The organism is Amycolatopsis samaneae (assembly GCF_039541975.1).
Taxonomy (GTDB): domain Bacteria; phylum Actinomycetota; class Actinomycetes; order Mycobacteriales; family Pseudonocardiaceae; genus Amycolatopsis; species Amycolatopsis samaneae.
The window spans coordinates 1-21,084 of sequence record NZ_BAABHG010000030.1 but is presented as its reverse complement, the minus strand read 5'-3'; the positions used below and the strand labels follow the sequence as shown (position 1 = coordinate 21,084).

At 71.7% G+C, this 21,084-nt stretch carries 17 protein-coding genes; 13 read left to right on the top strand and 4 right to left on the bottom strand.

Annotated elements, in window-relative coordinates; translation table 11 throughout:
* Positions 1 to 60: 60 nt before the first annotated feature.
* Both ABD987_RS43395 and ABD987_RS43390 read right to left on the bottom strand, forming a co-directional pair.
* The gene (locus ABD987_RS43395; protein ID WP_345408669.1) at positions 61 to 1,242 is read right to left on the bottom strand and encodes an MFS transporter; all 1,182 of its coding nucleotides are present in this window, start codon (positions 1,240 to 1,242) and stop codon (positions 61 to 63) included.
* 97 nt (positions 1,243 to 1,339) lie between these two features.
* Positions 1,340 to 2,380 carry a TRM11 family SAM-dependent methyltransferase gene (locus ABD987_RS43390; protein ID WP_345408667.1) on the bottom strand — a complete coding sequence of 347 codons (1,041 nt, stop codon included), beginning with the start codon at positions 2,378 to 2,380 and terminating at the stop codon, positions 1,340 to 1,342.
* 25 nt (positions 2,381 to 2,405) lie between these two features.
* Here ABD987_RS43390 and ABD987_RS43385 point away from each other — a divergent pair, with 25 nt between their 5' ends.
* The 12 genes from ABD987_RS43385 (at position 2,406) to ABD987_RS43330 (ending at position 15,341) form a co-directional block, all read left to right on the top strand.
* A complete protein-coding gene (locus ABD987_RS43385; RefSeq protein ID WP_345408665.1) occupies positions 2,406 to 3,419 on the top strand; it encodes a DHH family phosphoesterase in 1,014 nt (337 codons plus the stop codon).
* A gap of 372 nt (positions 3,420 to 3,791) precedes the next feature.
* Positions 3,792 to 5,129, top strand: a complete 1,338-nt coding sequence (locus tag ABD987_RS43380) for an MATE family efflux transporter (RefSeq protein ID WP_345408663.1) — start codon at positions 3,792 to 3,794, stop codon at positions 5,127 to 5,129.
* Positions 5,130 to 5,305: 176 nt separating this feature from the next.
* A complete protein-coding gene (locus ABD987_RS43375; RefSeq protein ID WP_378214112.1) occupies positions 5,306 to 6,694 on the top strand; it encodes an MFS transporter in 1,389 nt (462 codons plus the stop codon).
* 48 nt (positions 6,695 to 6,742) lie between these two features.
* On the top strand, positions 6,743 to 7,657 hold the full coding sequence (gene truB, locus ABD987_RS43370; RefSeq protein WP_345408659.1) for a tRNA pseudouridine(55) synthase TruB: 915 nt from the start codon (positions 6,743 to 6,745) through the stop codon (positions 7,655 to 7,657).
* Positions 7,658 to 7,702: 45 nt separating this feature from the next.
* A complete protein-coding gene (locus ABD987_RS43365) occupies positions 7,703 to 8,671 on the top strand; it encodes a bifunctional riboflavin kinase/FAD synthetase (RefSeq protein WP_345408657.1) in 969 nt (322 codons plus the stop codon).
* Between the two features lie 128 nt (positions 8,672 to 8,799).
* Positions 8,800 to 9,276: a helix-turn-helix transcriptional regulator gene (locus ABD987_RS43360; RefSeq protein WP_345408655.1), complete on the top strand. Its 477-nt coding sequence runs from the start codon at positions 8,800 to 8,802 to the stop codon at positions 9,274 to 9,276.
* Positions 9,277 to 9,279: 3 nt separating this feature from the next.
* Positions 9,280 to 9,783, top strand: a complete 504-nt coding sequence (gene thpR, locus ABD987_RS43355) for an RNA 2',3'-cyclic phosphodiesterase (protein WP_345408653.1) — start codon at positions 9,280 to 9,282, stop codon at positions 9,781 to 9,783.
* 130 nt (positions 9,784 to 9,913) lie between these two features.
* On the top strand, positions 9,914 to 10,183 hold the full coding sequence (rpsO, locus tag ABD987_RS43350) for a 30S ribosomal protein S15 (protein ID WP_345408651.1): 270 nt from the start codon (positions 9,914 to 9,916) through the stop codon (positions 10,181 to 10,183).
* 234 nt (positions 10,184 to 10,417) lie between these two features.
* The gene (locus tag ABD987_RS43345; RefSeq protein ID WP_345408649.1) at positions 10,418 to 12,682 is read left to right on the top strand and encodes a polyribonucleotide nucleotidyltransferase; all 2,265 of its coding nucleotides are present in this window, start codon (positions 10,418 to 10,420) and stop codon (positions 12,680 to 12,682) included.
* Between the two features lie 105 nt (positions 12,683 to 12,787).
* Positions 12,788 to 14,152 carry a M16 family metallopeptidase gene (locus tag ABD987_RS43340; protein WP_345408647.1) on the top strand — a complete coding sequence of 455 codons (1,365 nt, stop codon included), beginning with the start codon at positions 12,788 to 12,790 and terminating at the stop codon, positions 14,150 to 14,152.
* Positions 14,149 to 14,898: a 4-hydroxy-tetrahydrodipicolinate reductase gene (gene dapB / locus ABD987_RS43335; RefSeq protein ID WP_345408645.1), complete on the top strand. Its 750-nt coding sequence runs from the start codon at positions 14,149 to 14,151 to the stop codon at positions 14,896 to 14,898. The genes ABD987_RS43340 and dapB overlap by 4 nt, the downstream gene beginning before the upstream one ends.
* Positions 14,895 to 15,341: a hypothetical protein gene (locus tag ABD987_RS43330; protein WP_345408643.1), complete on the top strand. Its 447-nt coding sequence runs from the start codon at positions 14,895 to 14,897 to the stop codon at positions 15,339 to 15,341. Before dapB ends, ABD987_RS43330 begins: the two co-directional genes overlap by 4 nt.
* Before the next feature lie 3 nt (positions 15,342 to 15,344).
* Here the strand turns inward: ABD987_RS43330 and ABD987_RS43325 are convergent, their stop codons facing one another.
* Both ABD987_RS43325 and ABD987_RS43320 read right to left on the bottom strand, forming a co-directional pair.
* Positions 15,345 to 18,293 (bottom strand): NACHT domain-containing protein, encoded by a 2,949-nt coding sequence (locus ABD987_RS43325; protein WP_345408641.1) that lies wholly within the window; start codon positions 18,291 to 18,293, stop codon positions 15,345 to 15,347.
* A gap of 119 nt (positions 18,294 to 18,412) precedes the next feature.
* Positions 18,413 to 18,841: a VOC family protein gene (locus ABD987_RS43320; RefSeq protein ID WP_345408639.1), complete on the bottom strand. Its 429-nt coding sequence runs from the start codon at positions 18,839 to 18,841 to the stop codon at positions 18,413 to 18,415.
* Between the two features lie 409 nt (positions 18,842 to 19,250).
* On the opposite strand from ABD987_RS43320, the gene ABD987_RS43315 reads away from it, so the two are divergent.
* On the top strand, positions 19,251 to 21,084 hold a 1,834-nt coding region (locus tag ABD987_RS43315), incomplete at its 3' end, for a collagen-like triple helix repeat-containing protein (protein WP_345408637.1).

Sequence of the window (21,084 nt, the reverse complement as noted above, 5' to 3'; positions counted from 1 at the left end):
AGGAAGGTGCGTGGACCGTGGTCAACGCACCCGCCCGGGGTTCCAGATGGTGGAAGTACGTCAGCGCTTACTCGACGTCAGCACGAGAGCGGCCGTCGCGAACGCCGCGACCCCGCCCGCGACCATCGTGGCGCGCACCGAACTCATGTCGACGAGCACGCCCCCGGCGAACGCGCCGAGGGAGAAGGTCGCCTGGAACGACGAGGTGAACAGCACCGAAGCCGCCTCGGGCGCCCGGGGCGCGGCGAGCGCGAACCAGGTCTGGGAACACACCGGCACGACGCCGTACGCGAGTCCCCAGACCACGAGCAGCACCGCGGCGCCGGAGGTCGTCCCGCCGGCGAACGGGAGCGCGGTCGTCGCGACGGCGAGCAGCAGCGCGCCGGCCGCGAACGTGGCCCGGGGACGGCGGGCCGCCCACGCGCCCGCGACGAAGTTGCCGGTGATCCCGGCGACCCCGTAACCGAACAACAGGACGGTGATCAGCGCCGGACCGGCGTGCGTGACCTGTTCGAGCAACGGCGTCACGTAGGTGTAGGTGCCGAAGTGGGCCAGCACGATCAGGAACGTCACCAGCAGCGCCCGGCGGACCGCGCGGGTGCGCAGCAAGCCGCCCAGCGCGCCGAGCCGCGTCGCCCCGGCAACGGGCAGGGGCGGGACGAACGCGATGAGCGCGGCGAGCACACCGGCGGTCAGCACGCCCAGCACGGCGAACGTCGCCCGCCAGCCCAGCTGCGCGCCGACGTAGGTGCCCGCGGGGACACCGAGCACCGAGCCGAGCGGAACGGCCGAGAAGATCACCGCGGTCGCCCGCGCCACCCGGTGCGGCGGCACGAGCCGTGCGGCGAGTCCCGCGGCGATCGACCAGAACGCGCCGATGACGACCCCGACCAGCACCCGGGAAACCATCAGCACCGGATAACTCGGCGCGACGGCGGCGAGGACGTCGGCGCAGGCGAGCACGAGCATGAGCGCGCCCAGCAGCAGCCGCCGGTCCAGCCGCCCGGCCGCGCCGGTGACGACCGGGGCGGCGATCGCGGCGAGCACGCCGGGTGTGGTCATCATCAGGCCCGCGGTGCCGTCGGAGATCCCGAAGGTGGATCCGATCGGGGTGAGCAGGCCGATCGGCATGATCTCGGTGGTGACGATCGAAAAGATCCCCAACGTCACCGAAACCACGGCGAGCCAGGCGGTCCACGGCGGGCGGGTAGGGACGGCGGAAGGCGTGGTGCTTACGGACATGGCGGCCAGTCCAGCACCGGGCGCGCGGTGCGGTCTGGCGAATTCGCGACACCTCGGTGGCGCGCGAGGGTGCCGTCGTTTTCCCGCCGGAGAACGGTTACCGGGGCTTGGCCGCGACCACGAGGTCGCGCACGATCGCCTGGTCCACCCGGTGCGAGAACTCCTCGTACGGCCCGCCCTCGCGCACGTCCAGCCCGGCGCGGGAAAGCACCGCGACGAGTTCTTCCCGGGGCAGGACCGTGGTGTTCCAGGAGATCCCGATCGCGCCGCCGGGGCGCAGCACGCGGGTCCACACCGGAACCGCGGCGGCGAGCAGATCACGCGGGCTGCGCGCGAGCGAGGCGTCCTGGGTGCGGTGGCTGCCGTGCTGGACGCCGTAGGGCGCGTCGGTGACGATCACGTCCACCGAGTCCGGCTTCAGCAGCTCGTCGGTGGTGAGCGTGTCGGCGTTGTAGTAGGTGACCCGCCGGATCTCGCCCGCCTTGTACTGCTCCTTGCTGAAGGCGTACTCGATGTCGAGCCTGCGGCCCAGCCGCGTCTTGTTGCGCCGCAGCGGGCCGGTGTCGGCACTGTGCTTGACCCGCTTGGTGCGCAGCCAGGTCTTGACGAACTGTTCGTAGGCCTCGAAGTCCTTGCCGTCGACGTCCAGCCCGGTCGCGTCGAAGCCGTACATCATCGCCTGGTTGAGCGTCGTCCCGCGCCCGCACAGCGGATCGAGCAGGCGCACCGGCCCGCCGAGCCAGGCCGTCGGTGCCGAGGTCGCCAGCAGGGTGGCGTTGAGCAGCAGCTTGGTGAACTGCTCGTTCGTCTTGCCCGCGTACTTCTGGATGGTCAGCAGGTCCGAGTCCGTCTTCGCGAGCGGGCGCACGGTGACCGGGCGCAGGACGCCGTCCCCGAGCTCGAACAGCGCGTAGAGCGAGGACAGGTTCGACACCAGCGCGAGATCCCGCTCGCCCAGCGCGGCGGAGGTGGCGAAGCGCACATAGCCGACGCCGCCGAGCTCGACCTCCTCGATCCCGGACAGCTCGGCGTCCATGGCGTCGCCGAAGACCGCCAGCTCGGCGCGCAACAGCGCGGGGGAGGAGGCGGCGTAGACCCGGTTGGCCGACGGGTGGACCAGAATCGCGTACTCGGACATCCCGCAGAGCGTAGCGTGACGCACTGTGACAGCTACTTTGGCGCACGACATCAAGGAAGCGGCCGCGCTGCTGGCCACCGCCACCGACGTGACCCTGCTCGGACACGTCCGTCCCGACGCCGACGCGCTCGGCAGCGCGCTGGCCCTCGGCCGCGTGCTGCGCCGGCGCGGCGCGAGCGTGCGGGTCTCGTTCGCCGAGCCCGCGGAACCACCGGAAACCCTGCGGTGGCTGGACGAGGACGGCCTGCTCACCCCGCCCGGCGAGCTGCCCGTGTCCGAGCGCCTCCTGGTGGCGTTGGACACCCCGACGCCGGGCCGGCTCGGCTCGCTCGCCGCGCGCGTGGCGACCACCCGCCAGATCGGCGGCGACGTGCTGGTGATCGACCACCACGCGACCAACGCCTACTACGGCACCCGGCACGTCGTCGACGACACCGCCGAAGCCACCGCCGTGCTCGTCTTCCGGATCCTGGAGGAGATGGGGGCCGAACCCGACGAGCCGACCGCCCGCGCCCTCTACGCCGGGCTGGTCACCGACACGAGCGGATTCCGCCGCGCGCGCCCGGAGACCCACCGCATGGCCGCGCGGCTGCTCGAAGCCGGGGTGAACCCGGAGCAGGTGGCGCGGCGCATCGTCGACGATCACCCGTTCGCCTGGCTCCCGATGCTCTCCTCGGTGCTCGCCGGCGCGCGGCTCGAACCGCAGGCCGCGCGGGGACTCGGGCTCGTGCACGCGGTGGTCCGCCTCGCGGACGCGGAAACCGTGCGGCCCGAGGAGGTCGAGTCCGTGATCGACGTCGTCCGCGCCACCAGCGAGGCCGGGGTCGCCGCGGTGCTCAAGGAGGCCGCGCCGCTGGAACACGGCTCGCGCTGGCAGGTCTCGCTGCGCTCGACGGGCGGCATGGACGTCGCCGCGGCGGCCGCCGAGTTCGGCGGCGGCGGGCACCGCATGGCCGCGGGCTGCACCGTGGAGGGCACGGCGGAAGAGGTCGTCGAGGGCCTCCGGACAGCGCTCTCCCAGGCCCCGCTGCTGCCCTGACCCGACCCGCTTGCTTCCACTGTGGACGGACGGTCCGTGAATGCCACATTGAGGGACTCTGAGTCCCTCAATGTGGCATTCACGGACCACTGAAGGAATGAACGGAAGATTCAGGACACCCTGAGCGCCCCTACCAAACAGCCTACGGGGCGGGGGTGACGGAAAGCGGGGGCGCCGCCACCGAGGGACGCCCTGGGTGCGTCGAGTGCGACAAGGGCGTCCCTGGGTGCGTCCGGCGCACCGGGGGCGTCCCTCGGAACCGCGGGCGTCCCCGGAACTCGGGCGTCCCCGGAACCGCGCCGGACCCGGCGCGGCGAAAGCGCCACTTCCCGCCGGGCGGAACTGTCGGGGGCGGCGGTTACGCTCCGGACCGTGCCGAACGATTCCGAACTGGACACCAAGTCCGCCGAGCGGATCCCCGCGAAGCGGGTGCTGGGCCTCGCCGTGCCTGCGCTGGGCGTGCTCGCCGCCGAGCCGCTCTACGTCCTGGTCGACACCGCGGTCGTCGGCCACCTCGGCGCGCTGCCACTGGCCGGGCTGGCCGTCGCCGGGGTCGTCCTCGCGCAGGTGTCCACGCAGCTGACCTTCCTGTCCTACGGCACCACCTCCCGCACCGCGCGGCTGCACGGCGCGGGCAGGCGCGCGGAAGCGGTCCGCGAGGGCGTGCAGGCCACCTGGCTCGCGGTGCTGGTCGGGCTGGTCCTGCTGGTCGTGGGCCAGCTGCTGGCCGGGCCGATCGCGCGGGTGCTCACCGGCAGCGACGAGATCGCCGCGGCCGCGGTGTCCTGGCTGCGTATCGCGTTGTTCGGCGCGCCGCTGATCCTCATCACCATGGCGGGCAACGGCTGGATGCGTGGCGTGCAGGAGGCCACCCGGCCGCTGCGCTACGTACTGGCGGGCAACGGGATCTCCGCGGTCCTGTGCCCGGTGCTGGTGTACGTCGCGGACTGGGGCCTGGAGGGCTCCGCGATCGCGAACGTCGTCGCGCAGGTGATCTCCGCCGGGATGTTCGTCGCCGCGCTGGTGCGGGAGCGCGTCTCGCTGCGCCCGGACTTCGGGGTGATGAAGGCCCAGCTCGGCCTCGGCCGGGACCTGGTGCTGCGCAGCCTCGCGTTCCAGGCGTGCTTCGTCTCCGCGGCCGCCGTCGCGGCGCGGACCTCGGCGGAGGCCGTCGGCGCGCACCAGGTCGTCCTCCAGCTGTGGACCTTCCTCTCGCTCGTGCTCGACTCGCTCGCCATCGCCGCGCAGTCGCTGGTCGGTGCCGCGCTCGGCGCGGGCGCGGCCCGGCGGGCCAAGGGCGTCGCCGGGCAGATCACCGGATACGGGCTGGTGTTCGGCTGCCTGCTCGGCGTCGTGTTCGCCGGGCTGGCGGGCCCGCTGCCGCACGCCTTCACCACCGACCCCGGCGTGCTGGGCGAGATCCCGCACGCGTGGTGGTTCTTCGTGGCGCTGCAACCGATCGCCGGGGTGGTGTTCGCGCTTGACGGGGTCCTGCTCGGCGCCGGGGACGCCGCCTACCTGCGTACCGCGACCCTGCTCAGCGCCGCGATCGGGTTCCTTCCGCTGGTGTGGGCGTCCCTCGCGTTCGGCTGGGGGCTGATCGGGATCTGGTCCGGCCTCTCGGCGTTCATGCTGCTGCGGCTCGCGTCCCTGCTCTACCGCTGGCGTCGCGGGAACTGGGCCGTCACCGGCGCCGTCCGCCCCGGCTGAGACGGCCGCGCCGGTGTGCGCGAAGGACGAACTCACGTGATCGGACGGAGCACTCGCGTGATCGAAGGGCGCACTCGCGTGATCAGGCGGAGCACTCGTCGCCACCCAGCACCCGGGCTGTGGGCAAGGACACCCGGTAACGGCTTGGTTTCGGCATTGCTTAGGCGTTACAACTTATGTGGCGGCAGCGTGGACGCCCCTGTCCGTACCGAACCTCTGGGGAGGGACCCGTGTCGCCCGCCACCGGCCGAACGACCACCACGAGCCGGGCCTGGTTCATCTGGGCGGCCGCCGTCACCGTCTACCTTCTCGCGGTGTTCCACCGCACCTCCTTCGGCGTGGCCGGGCTGCAGGCCGCCGAACGCTTCGGCGTCGGCGCGGCCGCGCTGGGCACGTTCACCGTCCTCCAGGTCGGCGTCTACGCGAGCATGCAGATCCCCACCGGCGTGCTCGTCGACCGCTACGGCCCGCGCCGGATCCTCGTCGCCGCCCTGCTCTTCCTCGGCCTCGGCCAGGTCCTGCTCGGCCTGGCCCACTCCTACGGCCTCGGCCTCCTCGCCCGCGGCGTCCTCGGCCTCGGCGACGCGCTCACCTTCGTCAGCGTGGTCCGGCTGATCGCGGCGCACTTCCCCGGCCGCCAGTACGTCGTGGTGACCTCGCTCACCGGCGCGATCGGTTACCTCGGGAACCTGGCCGCGACCGTCCCGCTCACCCTGCTGCTCGACGGAGCGGGCTGGGTGCCGACCTTCCTCACCGTCGGGCTCGTCACGCTCGGCTACGTCGCGGTGGTCCTGCTGCGTGTGCGCGACGTCCCGCACGGCGCGCCCGAACCCGTCCGCGAACCCGTGCGGCCGAAGGCACTGGGCCGTCAGGTGCTCGTGGCCTGGCGGGTGCCGGGGACCCGGCTGGGTTTCTGGGTGCACTTCACCACGATGTTCGCCCCGAACGTGCTGACGTTGTTGTGGGGCATGCCGTTCCTGGTGCAGGGACAGGGCATGACGAAGGCGTCGGCGAGCGCGCTGCTGACGGTGTTCGTCTTCGGCTCGATGCTCGGCGGGCCCCTGCTCGGCGGCGTCATCGGACGGCACCCGTCGCTGCGGATGCCGCTCGCGGGCGGCTATCTCGGCGGTGCCCTGCTGGTGTGGGCCGTCCTGCTCGGCTGGAGCGGCCCGATCCCGGTGGCCGTGCTGGTGCCCGCGTTCGCCTTCCTCGCGCTCGGCGGCCCGGCCTCGATGATCGGCTTCGCCCTCGCCCGCGACTACAACCCGCTCGAACGCGTCGGCACCGCGACCGGCGTCGTCAACGTCGGCGGCTTCATCGCCGCGACCTTCGCGGCACTCGCCGTCGGCGTGCTGCTCCAGTGGACCGGCGGGAACTTCCGCCTCGCGCTGCTGGCGATCGTGGCGTTCCTGGTGTTCGGCGCGAGCCGGATGCTGGTGTGGTGGCGCCGCACCCGCGCGCACCTGTTCGCCGCCGAAGCCCGCGGCGAGACACTCCCGGTGCGCATCCGCAGGCGCCGCTGGGACACCCGGCTCGCCGAAAGCCCTGTGGCGGCGGCAAGTTGATCACCGGCGCCTCCGGGCGCCCGGATCACGCTCGGTAGGGTTCGGCGCGTGTCACGCCCGAAAGAACCCCGCCGTCCCGCCCCGCCGCCCGGTCTGCTCATCGTCGACAAGCCTGCCGGGATGACCTCGCACGACGTCGTCGCGCGCGCCCGCCGCATCATGGGCACCCGCAAGGTCGGCCACGCCGGCACGCTCGACCCGATGGCCACCGGCGTGCTCGTGCTCGGCATCGAACGGGCGACCAAACTGCTGGGCCACCTCGCCCTCGACCGCAAGACCTACCTCGCGACGCTCGCGCTGGGCCGGTCCACCACCACCGACGACGCCGAGGGCGAGGCCCTCGCCGACGCCGATCCCGCCACGCTCGCGAAGATCACCGACGCGGACATCGCCGCCGGGATCGCGAAGCTCACCGGCGAGATCCAGCAGGTCCCGAGCGCGGTCTCCGCGGTCAAGATCGACGGCAAACGCGCCTACGCCAGGGTCCGCGCGGGCGAGGAGGTCGTGCTGCCGCCGCGGCCGGTCACCGTCTACCGCTTCGACCTGCTGGCCACCCGCCGCGAGGAGGACCGGATCGAGCTCGACGCGGTCGTCGAGTGCTCGTCCGGCACCTACGTCCGCGCGCTCGCCCGCGACCTGGGCGCGGACCTCGGCACCGGCGGTCACCTCCAGGCACTGCGGCGCACCACGGTCGGCCCGTTCACCCTCGCGCGGGCGCGCACGCTCGACCAGCTGGAGGACAAGCCCGAGCTCTCCCTCGACCTCGACGCCGCGGTGGCCGCGGCCTTCCCGCGCCGCGACCTCGACGCCGCCACCGCCCGTGCGGTCCGGCACGGGCAGCGCATCCCCGCCGCGGGCATCGAGGGCACCTACGGACTGTTCGCCCCGGACGGCCGGGTGCTCGCGCTCGCCGCCGACGAGCACGGCGTGGCCCGGTCGGTGGTCGTGCTGCTGCCCGCATAGGGTGGGACGCGGCAGGAACGACGGCCTCGGGGAGAGTTGACGACAATGCAGCGTTGGCGTGGTCTGGGGGATCTTCCCGGCAGCTGGGGCCGGTGCGTGATCACCATCGGCATCTTCGACGGGGTGCACCGGGGGCACCAGGAGCTGATCAAGCGGACCGTCCGCGCCGCCGCCGAGCAGGGCGTGCCGAGCGTGGTACTGACCTTCGACCCGCATCCCTCCGAGGTGCTGCGCCCCGGGAGCCACCCCGCCCAGCTGACTTCCCTGCGCCGCAAGGCGGAACTCATCGAGGGGCTCGGCGTCGACGTGTTCGCGGTGCTGCCGTTCACCCTCGAACTGTCCCGCCTCCCGCCGCACGAGTTCGTGCACGAGATCCTGGTCGACCGGCTGCACGTGGCCGAGGTGTTCGTGGGGGAGAACTTCACCTTCGGCGCCAAGGCCGCCGGGGACATCACGCTGCTGCGCGCGCTCGGCAAGCGGTTCGGTTTCGTGGCCTACGGCGCCGAGCTGCAGGGCCGCTCACTGTCCGAGAAGGACAAAGCGGCGAGCCAGATCACCTTCTCCTCGACCTACGTCCGGTCCTGCATCGACGCCGGGGACGTGGTCGCCGCCGCCGAGGCACTGGGCAGGCCGCACCGTCTCGAAGGGATAGTGGTCCGCGGCGACGGGCGCGGCCACGATCTCGGTTACCCGACCGCGAACCTGTCCACCCCGCGCTTCGCGGCCGTTCCCGCCGACGGTGTCTACAGTGCCTGGTTCACCCGGTCGTCCGAACCGGACCGCAGGCTCGCGGCGGCGGTGTCGGTCGGCACCAACCCGACGTTCTCCGGCCGCGAGCGCACGGTCGAGGCGTTCGTGCTTGACCTCGACGAGGACTTCTACGGCCAGCACGTGGCACTCGACTTCGTCACCCGGCTGCGGGACCAGGTCCGCTTCACCCGCTCCGAGGATCTGGTCGAGCGCATCGACGACGACGTGGCCCGCACCAGAGCGGCCCTGCGGCCCGAGGGCTGAACCGTCCCCCGGTTGGGCCGGACGGAGGAGCCGAAACGTCTGTTTCGGCCTCGCCGGCGGCCCCGGGGTGGCAAGATGCTGACGGCGGTGCGACAGCGGCGATAACGCGGGTACAGGGAGCGGAACTGGTGGAGGACCACAAGATCGTCCAGCGGAACATCGCGCTGCAGCGCGAGTGGTACGGGGAACCACTCGGCGATCGGGTGCGCCGCCTGGTGGTCGCCTTCGACGTCTCCCAGGCGTTCCTCGCCGAGGTGCTCGGCATCAGCGCCCCGATGCTCAGCCAGGTGATGAGCGGCCGCCGCGCCAAGATCGGGAACCCGGTCGTGCTCGCGCGCATGATCATGCTGGAGCGCAAGACCCTCGTGCCCGACGTCGCCGCGGGCAACCGCGAGGCGATCCTCGCCGCGCTGGAGGACGTCCGCGACGCGCGCCCGACGGTCGGTCGCGACAACCTGCCGGTCGGCACCGCCGACGACCGCGCCGTGCTCGCCGCCCTGCGTGACATCGCCGAGGACGAGGACCTCGGCGAGGCCGCCAAACGCCTCGGCGACGACTTCCCCGCGCTGGCCGACCTGCTCCGCCGCGCCGGGGCGGTCACCTGACCGGTGCACGTCTTCAGCGCGCTGGTCCCGCCCGCCGACGTCACCGCCACGCTCGCCGCGGAACTGGGGGAGCCCGCCGGCGACCGGCTGCGCTGGTCCCCGCCGCGGGACTGGCACGTCACGCTGGGCTTCTACGGGCACGCCGACCTCACCGAGCGTGCCGGACGACTCCGGGAACGACTCGCCGGACGGCCCGCGATCGACCTCCGGCTGGAAAATGCGGGGACGTTCCCCGGGGTGCTGTGGTTGACTGTCGCCGGAGAGGGGCTGACGGCGCTCGCGCTGGCGGCCGGGGCGGACGCCGAGGCGCGGCCGTACCGGGCCCACCTGACGCTGGCCCGCTTCCCCCGGGAGGAACCGGAACTCGCCCGGCCGTGGGAACAACGGCTGGCCCGCTTCTCGAGCCGCGTCTGGAAGGCCACCGAGGTGGTACTGATGTGCGGCGAGCGGGCCCCGGACGGGTCACGCTATCGAGTGGCGGACCGGTTCCCGCTGGAGCGCGCCTGAAGGCCGCGAAACCGCTGCTGGTAGCCTCGACCACTGGGTCCGGCTGCAGTCCGTGGCGGCCGTGACCGTCTCACCCGGCGTTGAGTACGTCCGGGCCGCACGGCACTGATACGAACAAGGAGCACCACCAGTGGCACTGTCCACCGAAGAGAAGAAGTCGATCCTGGCCGAGTACGGCGTGCACGACTCGGACACCGGATCCCCCGAGGCCCAGGTCGCGCTGCTGACCAAGCGCATCATCGGCCTCACCGAGCACCTCAAGGAGCACAAGCACGACCACCACTCGCGTCGTGGCCTCCTGCTGCTCGTCGGCCGCCGTCGCCGGCTGCTGAACTACGTCAACAAGGTGGACGTCGAGCGTTACCGTGCGCTGATCCAGCGTCTCGGCCTGCGCCGATAGCGTGAAACCGGGGGGAGTGGCCACGGCCGCTCCCCCCGGTCGCATAAGTAAGAAGAGAACCGGCGCGAGCGCGCACGAGGATCCGTCCGCCGGTCCTCGGTAGTGGTTCCCGGGCACACGGCCCGGGGGCTTCGATCGAAGACCGGCCTCATTCCTCGAGCGTCCTCAGGCGAAACGGGTCCCAGGATGGGAGACTCGCGCCGTTGCAGAGGAACTAAAGAGGAGATACACCCTATGACCGACTCCACCGGAGTCACCGTGCACGAAACCGAAGCCGTTCTGGACAACGGCCGGTTCGGCACCCGCACCGTGCGTTTCGAGACCGGCCGCCTCGCCAAGCAGGCCGCCGGCGCCGTCGTCGCCTACCTCGACGAAGAGACCATGCTGCTGTCGGCGACCACCGCGTCGAAGCACCCGAAGGAGCACTTCGACTTCTTCCCGCTGACCGTGGACGTCGAAGAGCGCATGTACGCCGCGGGCCGCATCCCCGGCGCGTTCTTCCGCCGCGAGGGCCGCCCGTCGACCGACGCGATCCTCACCGCCCGCCTGATCGACCGCCCGCTGCGCCCGTCGTTCACCGACGGCCTGCGCAACGAGATCCAGGTCGTCATCACCGTCCAGAGCCTCAACCCGGACGACCCGTACGACGTGCTGGCGATCAACGCCGCGTCGGCCTCCACCCAGATCGCCGGGCTCCCGTTCTCCGGCCCGGTCGGCGGCGTCCGCGTCGCGCTGATCGAGGACCAGTGGGTCGCGTTCCCGACCTGGTCGCAGCTGGAGAAGGCCACCTTCAACATGGTCGTCGCGGGCCGCATCGTCGGTGACGGTGCCAAGAACGACGTAGCGATCATGATGGTCGAGGCCGAGGGCACCGAGCACACGCTCGACCTGATCGCCGCCGGCGGCAAGGCGCCCGACGAGGCCTCGGTCGCCGAGGGCCTCGAGGCCGCGAAGCCGTTCATCAAGGCCCTGTGCGAGGCGCAGCAGCGCCTGGCCGCCGAGGCCGCGAAGCCGACCGGCGAGTTCCCGGTCTACCCGGCCTACCAGCAGGACGTCTACGAGGCCGTCGCGGCGATCGCCACCGACGACCTCGCGAAGGCGCTGCAGATCGCCGGCAAGCAGGACCGCGACCACGCGACCGACGAGGTCAAGGCCGCGGTGCTGGAGAAGGTCGGCCTCGGCGAGGGCGAAGCCTTCGAGGGCCGCGACAAGGAGATCGGCGGCGCGTTCAAGGCGCTGACCAAGAAGATCATGCGCCAGCGGGTCCTCACCGAGAAGATCCGCATGGACGGCCGTGGCCTCACCGACATCCGCTCCCTCGGCGCCGAGGTCGCGGTGATCCCGCGGGCGCACGGCTCGGCGCTGTTCGAGCGCGGCGAGACCCAGATCCTGGGCGTCACCACGCTGAACATGCTGCGCATGGAGCAGCAGATCGACTCGCTCTCCCCGGAGACGACGAAGCGCTACCTGCACCACTACAACTTCCCGCCCTTCTCCACCGGCGAGACCGGCCGCGTCGGTTCGCCGAAGCGGCGCGAGATCGGCCACGGCATGCTCGCCGAGCGCGCCCTGGTCCCGGTGCTGCCGAAGCGGGACGAGTTCCCGTACGCGATCCGCCAGGTCTCCGAGGCGCTGGGCTCCAACGGCTCGACCTCGATGGGCTCGGTCTGCGCGTCCACCATGGGCCTGTACAACGCCGGTGTGCCGCTGAAGGCGCCGGTCGCGGGCATCGCGATGGGCCTGGTGTCCGACGAGGTCGACGGCGAGACCCGCTACGTCGCGCTGACCGACATCCTCGGCGCCGAGGACGCGCTGGGCGACATGGACTTCAAGGTCGCCGGCACCAAGGACATCATCACCGCGCTCCAGCTGGACACGAAGCTCGACGGCATCCCGTCGGAGGTCCTCGCGGCCGCGCTGAAGCAGGCGAAGGACGCTCGCCTCACCATCCTGGAGGTCATCGCCGAGGCGATCGACGGCCCGGACGAGATGAGCCCGTACGCCCCGCGCGTCACCTCCGTGAAGATCCCGGTCGACAAGATCGGCGAGGTCATCGGGCCGAAGGGCAAGATGATCAACTCGATCACCGAGGAGACCGGCGCCGACATCTCCATCGAGGACGACGGCACGATCTACGTGGGCGCGGCCGACGGCCCGTCGGCGGAGGCGGCGATCGACAAGATCAACGCCATCGCCAACCCGCAGCTGCCCAAGGTCGGGGAGCGCTTCCTCGGCACCGTGGTGAAGACGGCCGCGTTCGGCGCGTTCGTCTCGCTGCTGCCGGGCAAGGACGGCCTGGTGCACATCTCGAAGCTGGGCAACGGCAAGCGGATCGCCAAGGTCGAGGACGTGGTCAACGTGGGCGACAAGCTCCGCGTCGAGATCGCCGACATCGACAACCGCGGCAAGATCAGCCTGATCGTCGTCAAGGACGAGGACGCCGCCAAACCCGCCGAGGGTGACGCCCCCGCCGCCGACGCCGAGAAGGCCGACGCGTAGTAGTCCCGGCTCGTCGGCAATAGTGGTCCGTGAATGCCACATTGAGGGACTCAGAGTCCCTCAATGTGGCATTCACGGACTTGTTGGTATGTGAGTAAGGATCCGATGGCACGGCAGGTTTCCGGGCACGAGCAGCCCGTCGGCAGTACCCGCACCCTGGAGTCCACTTCGGACGGTGCGGTGGTCAAGCGGAGTGTGCTTCCCGGTGGCCTGCGGGTCATCACCGAGCACGTCCCGGCGTCGCGCTCGGCCACCGTCGGGCTGTGGGTCGGCATCGGCTCCCGCGACGAGCCGGTCGCGGTCGCGGGCGCCGCGCACTACCTGGAACACCTGCTGTTCAAGGGGACCGCGAACCGGGACGCCACCGCGATCGCGGAGGAGATCGACGCCGTCGGCGGCGAGTTCAACGCCTTCACCGCGAAGGAGCACACCTGCTACTACGCGCAGGTGCTCGACGCCGACCTGCCGGTCGCCATGGATCTGGTGACTGACGTCGTGTTCGAGGCGCTGTGCGCGGAGGCCGATGTCGAGACCGAGCGCAGCGTCGTGCTGGAGGAGATCTCCATGCGCGACGACGACCCCGAGGACCTGCTGCACGAGACCTTCGTCGGCGCGATCCTCGGCGATCACCCGCTGGGGCGCCCGGTGCTCGGCACCGAGAAGTCCATCATCGAGATGTCCGCGTCGGCGCTGCGCGGGTTCTACAAGCGCCGCTACACGCTGCCGCGGATGGTGCTCGCGGTCGCCGGGAACGTCGAGCACACACAGGTGCTTCGCTTGGTACGCAAGGCTTTGCGAGACCGGCTGGCCGGCGCCGGGACGCCGGTCGCGCCGCGTTCCGGGCGGGCCCGCGTCCGGACCACCCGCAAGCTCGCGCTGCACACCGACGACACCGAGCAGGCGCACGTGATGCTCGGCCTGAACTCGCTGTCGAGGCACGACGAACGCCGCTTCGCGCTGTCGGTGCTCAACGCCGCGCTCGGCGGCGGCATGAGTTCGCGGCTGTTCCAGGAGGTCCGCGAGAAGCGTGGCCTGGCATACCAGGTGTATTCGTCGGTCGCGAGCTACGCCGACACCGGGCACATGGCCGTGTACGCCGGCTGCCAGCCGGAGAAGCTCGGCGAGGTCGCCGGGGTGATCCGCGAGGTACTCGATCGGGTGGCGTCCGACGGCCTGTCCGACGCCGAGGTCAAGCGCGCCAAGGGACAGCTGCGCGGCGGGATCGTCCTCGGCCTGGAGGACACCAGCTCGCGGATGTCGCGTATCGGCAAGAACGAACTGAACTACGGCCGGTATCTCGGCGTGGACGACACGGTCGCCCGCATCGACGCCGTCACCACCGAGGACGTGTGTGCGCTCGCTCGCACTCTGCTCCGCCGCCCCGGCGGGGTGTCGGCGGCGGCGGTCGTGGGGCCGTACGCTCACGCCGACGACCTGCCCGACGATCTGCACGAGGTGATCGCATCATGACCGGAACTCCGATTCGCGTGGGCGTGCTCGGCGCCCGTGGCCGGATGGGTGCCGAGGCGGTCCGCGCCGCCGAGGCCGCGCCGGACATGGCGGTCGTCGCGGCGGTCGACGCCGGGGAGGACCTGGCGGCGCTCACCGGGGCGCAGGTCGTCGTCGACTTCACCCACCCCGACGCGGTCATGGACAACCTCCGTTTCCTTGTCGAGCACGACATCCACGCCGTCGTCGGCACCACCGGGTTCTCCTCCGGGCGGCTCGCACAGGTACGCGGCTGGCTGAAGGACAAGCCCGAGCTGGGTGTGCTGATCGCGCCGAACTTCGCGCTCGGCGCGGTGCTGGCGATGCGGTTCGCCGAGCAGGCCGCGAAGTTCTACGACTCCGCCGAGATCATCGAGCTGCACCACAACCGCAAGGCGGACGCGCCCTCGGGCACCGCCGCGCACACCGCGCAGCTGATCGGCAAGGCCCGCGTCCAGGCCGGGATCACGCCGGGCGAGGACGCCACGACGTCCGAAGTGGACGGTGCGCGCGGCGCGGTGATCTTCGACGTCCGGGTGCACTCGGTACGGCTGCCGGGCCTGGTCGCGCACGAGGAGATCCTGTTCGGCGGCCAGGGCGAGACCCTGACCATCCGGCACGACTCGATGGACCGGAGCTCGTTCATGCCGGGCGTGCTGCTCGGCGTGCGCTCGGTGCTCGCCAAACCCGGCCTGACGGTCGGCCTGGAGAACGTGCTCGACCTGTGAAAGCCCGCAACTTCGCGCTGGTGATGACCGCCGCGCTGGTGGTGTACCTGGTGCTGCTGGCCGGGCGCGCGTTCGCGTTGTTCGAGACCGGGGAGCCGGCCGGGATCGCGCTCGGCGTCGGGGTGCTGTTGCTGCCGCTGCTCGGGATCTGGGTCGCGGTGGTGACCTGGCGCTCCGGCGTGCGGATCCAGCGCCTCGCGCGCCGCCTGGAGTCCGAGGGCGCCCTGCCGGACGTCTCGGACCTTCCGCGCCGCCCGTCCGGCCGCGTCGACCGGGACGCCGCCGACGCGTGGTTCGACGAGCGGCGCGCCGAGGTCGAGGCGAACCAGGAGGACTGGCGTGCCTGGTACCGGCTCGCCTACGCCTACGACATCGCGGGCGATCGCCGCCGCGCCCGCGCCACCATGCGCAGGGCGATCGACCTGGAATCCGCCGGCGGCTGAGCCTCACCCGACGGCGAGCACGAGCGCCCCGCTGAGCAGCCCGTTCTCCTGGTTCTGTTCGAAGGCGGCCAGCCCGGCCACGATCTCCCAGCACGTCGCCCGGTGGTGGTCGCCCAGCGAGGGTTCCCCGGCCAGGCACAGCACGGCGATCCGGATGGCGACGAACTCCTCCCGGGAAATCCCGGGGGTGCCCGCCGCCAGGGTCCCGCCGAACTCCCGGACCGCGTGGGCCGCCGCGCGCAGCCAGGGACCGGGCCGCTCGTCCAGGATCGCGGCACAGGTGTCCTCGATCTTCTCGCGGACGACGGCGGGCGGGATCAGGTACTGGAACTCCGTCTGGTCCGGGACCTGGGCCAGGAACGCGGCGGGGAAGGCGGGCGCGGCTTCGACCGTCTGCCGTGCTTCGCGCCGCACCTGCTCCACGGCCTGCGCCAGCACGGTTCCGGCCGTTTCGCGGAACCGGTCCAGGATGTCCAGCGGATCCGGGCGCAGCGCCAGGTCCTCCCAGGACGGTGCCGTGTCGCCTCCGCTGAGCAGCAGCGATTCCACGGTGTTCATGACGCTGACGGCCTCGTCGTAGCCGATCGGCTCCCCGTTCCGGCGCGCCGCCTGGCTGCCGTCGGTGATCCAGTCGTACTCGCCGAGGCCGCTTTTCCCTTCGTACAGCCGATCCCGGACGTCGAGGCCGAGCCCGAGCACCTCGTCCACCCGGGTCGCGGGGGAGGCGAAGCCGTGCCCGGCGTAGATCGTCGCGACGAGGTTCCGGGCGTACCCGCCGTCCGCCCTGCTGATCGCGAAGGCCAGCCAGAGCAGCGCGAGCCGGACCTTCGGCAGTTCCTCGCGGCGAAGATCGCTTTCCACCTGCCGCCGCACGGTTTCCGCGTCGATCTCGTACGGATCGCCGCGGCGCCGCGAGGTCCACAGCTCTGGCTGGCCGTCCTCGCCGGCCAGCCAGAGGCTGCCGATCCCGGCCTCCTGGATCATCGTCCGCACCGACGGCGTCTCCACTTCCTCGAACGAGGGAAGCCGGTAGGAGGGACCGTCGCTGGTCACCTCGTTGACCCAGTCGACGAACCCGGCCGCGTCCTTCGTGCCCAGCCCCGAAGCCGGTGTGGTGTCGGAGGTGCTGCCGAGCCGGCCGCGGTACATCGCGAACGTGCCCGCGAACACCGGCGACCGGCACACCTGCGCGGTGTCCCCGATCCTGATCCGGCCGCGGAACTGCCGGACGACGAGCGCGCCGAGGAACTGCACTTTGAGTTCGGAGTCCGTTGTGGACGAAAGGGCGCGGCTGAGCCGCTCGCTGACCCGCGCGCGGGTGTCGTCCGAGAGGCCGTCGTCCTGTTCGGCGCAGTCGAACGCGAGGAGGAGGGCCGTGCTGTCGTCCGAATCCAGGCAGGCTTCGACGATGGCGTCGGCGGGCGTGCTCGCCGCGTACAACAGCGTCGTCTCGCGCCACCACGGCTCGGTGATGTTGTCCACCAGCACGTGTTCCAGCCGCTCGACGCGGATGTGCTCGGATGCCAGGTACTCCTGCAGGGTCTGGTGGGCGAAGGCGTAGGTGCCCGCCTCGCGCTCGATCAGCAGGCCGTTGGACGTCAGATCGGTGAGCAGGTCCTCGGCGGCGGGCGCTTCGGCGCGCAGCCTTCCTCGGCGCCGGAGCGCCGCGAGCACCTCCTCGCGGGAGGCGTCCCGGGTGCGCTCCCGCATCATGTCGAACGCGAGCCGCCGCAGCAGGGGCTCCTTGACCTTCGCGCCGATCACCGGCAGGTCCTTGGCCTCCTGCCGCCTGCCCAGCACGACCCGGCAGATCTCGCCGTACAGCTCGGCCCGGCTGCCGGGCAGCGCGCCGGATTCCCGGTGCACATTGGCGATCATGGTCAGCAGCAGCGGATTGGCCGTGAGCTCGTACAGCTGGGGCGACCGTTTGAGCCGGTCCAGCAGATCCGCCGAGCGGGCCTTCGCGGCCGCGCGCCCGTCGCCCGAGGCGGCCCGTCCCTCGACGGCCTGGTACCAGGCCCGGACGAACGCGTCGACCTGCTCGTCGGTGAACGGGCGGACCTGGAGCACGACGGCGCCTTCGATCCGCGCGGACCGGTAGCCCTGTGGCCGGGAGGTGAGTACGAAGTCGTTGCGCGAGTAGCGGGCGCACTGCTGCTCGACCCACCTCGCCACCGCGGTGCGGTCCCGCTGGTCGGGGACCTCGTCGAACCCGTCCAGCAGCACGACGCACCGGCCCTCGGACAGCTGCCGCTCGAACCAGCCCGCGTCGTCGATGCCGTACTGCTTCACCTGCCGCCCGACCAGTTCGGACAGCGCCACCCGCGGGTTCTCGATGATCGTGGCGGCGTGGTCACGGAGGAAGAGCAGAACCGGCACCGGCCGCCTGCCGCGCCGGGAACCGCACAGGTGCCGGGCGGTGTGCCGGAGCAGAGTGGTCTTCCCGCTGCCGGGCGCGCCGAGCACCGCGAGCACCACCGGCCGGGACCGCCCGATGAGCGTGCCCAGCTTGAGCCGTCCCGTCCCGGCGCGGTCGGCCAGCAGCCCGGCGGCGACCCGGTCGGGCGCCTGGTACATCAGGCTGACGTCGACGTAGACCTCGTCCAGTTCCGGGGTGTAGAAGCCGACGACCGCCAGGCCGCGCAGGTCGACGTACCGCAGCGACGCCGCCAGCACCCGCCGGTAGCGCCGGGCGAACCGCGAAAGACGGATCCGGACGGCCTGGTCGGTCCGGTCGGCCACCCGGACCGTCCAGCGCTGCCGCAGTTCGCGCCCGACATCACGGAAGAACCCGCCGATCGCGAGGACCGCGAGATAGCCGACCGCCAGTATCCCGGCGACCACCGGATGCGCCGCCCCCGCGCTGGCCCACACCCCGAACCCCACGACGGGCAGGCCGCCGAGCACCGCCAGTCCGGCGACGCGCTTCTTCGAACCCCCGGTGTCCGTCATCGCGCATCATCTTCGCACTCCGCGCACCGGTGACACACGGTAGATATGCCCGCGATCCGCCCGGGAAACGCGGGCTCGCGGACGTCCTCGCGCCACCGCCGGAACGTCGCCGTGTCCATTCAGGTGCCGGAGCCGATCCGCGCCTCGTGCGGGATGAGCGGCTTTTCCCCGCGTACCTTCAGCTCCTGCACGGTCCAGGTGTTGCCGTCCGGATCGCTGAAGCTGAAGAAGGTGCTGCCGTCCCGCTCGTCGAGCCGCGTGATCTCCCCGGCCGCCACACCACGGGCGACCAGCTCGCTCCGCGCGGCTTCGGCGTCGGCGACGCACAGCTGGAGGCCGCGCATCGATCCCGGTTTCATTTCCCGGTGTGCCGGGAGATCGCCGAGCACGATCGAACAGCCCGAGCCCTTCGGCGTCAGCTGCACGATGTGCATGTGCTCGTTGGTCACGTCGTGGTCGAGCGCGAAACCGACCTGGTCGCGGTAGAAGGCGACCGCGCGGTCGATGTCACCGACCGGCAGGATGACCACTTCGAGCGTCCAGTCCATGACGAGTCCTTTCGTGGGGAGGCGGCCCGGATCGGCAGGCGGGCAGACTACCGTCCGGCACCGACACGATCCGGTGCGCGCCGGTGGGCGTGTCCCGGCCGGGACGGCGTCGCGGCCGGTCGACGTGATTTGCCGAAATAGTGGATCGCGTGGTGAATTACGTGATCTCCGGAAAGGTGAATATCTCACTGTTTGCGGGCGATAAACTGCTAATGATCAGCACGGTTTCCGAGATGTGCTCGGATTATTGATCCGACCGGGTGAAAACGGCTTCCGAACGTTTTCCGGTGCTCCGGGTACGGGCATAGTCGGCGGTGCTCCGCCGAGGGGGTCACCGGCGAAAGCGTTGGGGCACGGCGGATGCGGGACTCCACGATGATCGGAGAAGTCGGTGCGGGACAGTCACGACATGGTGATCCAGTTTCGCCACAACCTCGTTCGTGACGTGCAGAAACGCGCCGTCGACGAGTCGCTGCGGGACAACCTCGCGATCGCCACTCCGGTGAGCCGGGTCCTCGCGGAGAGAATTCCGCCGTTTCAGGTGAAAGCGCACTGGGACAGTCCGGAACTCGCGGTCGCGGGGGAGTGCCTGCGGCTGTCCGCGCGGCTCCGGGGCGGCGCCCGGTATTCCCCGAAAGGCATCAACCTGACGATGGAGGGCGCGGTCCACGCCGACTGCCGCCCCGAGGTGGCCGTCACCGGGGACGGGCAGCCGGTGGTGATCCTGTCCGCGCCGTCGCTGTCCGCGCTGCGGGTGGCCGACCTGAAGCTCAGCTACGCGGGGGGCGAGGATTCGCTGTCGTGGATCGACACCCGGCTGGAACGGGTGCTCCTCCGTCCGGTGCTCGGCAAGAAACTGCTGAAACGGCTGGCTGGCCTGCCCCTGAGCTATCTGCCCGAGCCGGTCCCGCTCCGGATCGGAACCGAGCGGGACACCGCCGCGCTCGGGTACCGGGCCGCGAACGTCTCCGTCGATCCGCACGGGGAAACGCTCTCGCTCGAACTGGGCCGCTCCGGACGTCCTCCCGGTGCGGCGCCGCCGGGGAGTTTCCTGGCCAAACCGGAGGCGAACCTGGCGGTGGCGGTCACCGAGACGGGCCTGAACCAGGTCCTCGGCCTGCTGTGCGACCGTGGCCATGCCGCGGGCACCACCACCGTCGGCGAGACGCCGGTCGCCTGGCGCTGGTCCCGGATCCGCGCCGGACTGTCCGCGCCCCAGCACCTCCGTCTCACCGGGGAGTTGTGGTGCGACGGGCGGGCGGTCCCGGTCGACGCCTCCGCGCGGTGTTCGCTGACTCCCGCCGGGCAGCTCGCCGTCCGGCTGCCCGCCCGCGCCGCGCCCTCGACGGAGAAGGATCTCGTCGCGGCGGCCACGGCCGCACTGCTCGGCCGTGTCTTCGCCGGCGTGACCTTCCCGCTCGAACCGGGTGGGCACAAAGGGAAAGGACCCGCACCCGGTCAGGAACTCCGGCAACGCTTCCGGGTGCCGGGCACCGACATCCTCGTCGAAGCGCCCGTCGTCGACCTCGCGGTGCGGGACGGGTATCTCGTCGCCCTCTACGAGGTTCCGCTCGACGCGCGGCGCTCCCTGCTCACCATCGACGACGCGAAACCGGAACCCCGGATCGTCCAGCCGGTCGTGCCCCGGCAGGCGGCCCCGGGCGCGCCCGTCTTCGCCCATCTCGACGCGGTGCTCGCCAAACCGGCCGAACCGCCCTGCGACTACGTCTGGCAGGCGGGCAAGGACGCGAAGCTCGTCCACCGCCACAAACCGGTGGCGGTCGTGACCACCGAGAAGGCGTTGCGCGCCGATGGTGCCGAGGCGGGCGAACCGCTGAAGCTCGCCACGGTCAAGCTCAAGGTCATCGATCTGCTCGGGCAGGTCGGGGAAACCGAGTTCGACGCCACGTATCACCCCTCGCTCCCGCCGCGAGAGGGACGAGACGACGGCGGCGGCGCGGACGTCCTGGACCCGCCGTATCCCGCGCGACTCCCGGGGACCCGTTCGAGCGGCGGTACGTTGGCGCGCGGTTTCGCGGGCGCTCCGCTGTCCGTGGTCGCCGCCGCGGTGATCGCGGTCGGCGGCGGCGCCGTCGGGGGCGTGCTCGGCGGCACCATCGGCTACCAGCGCGGGCTGCACGACCCGGCCGTCGACCGCCGGGGCCCGGCCGGGCCACCCGGCACCGCGGGCGCGCCGGGGGCCACCGGGCCCGCGGGCCCCTCGGCGCGGCCAGGGCAGTCCG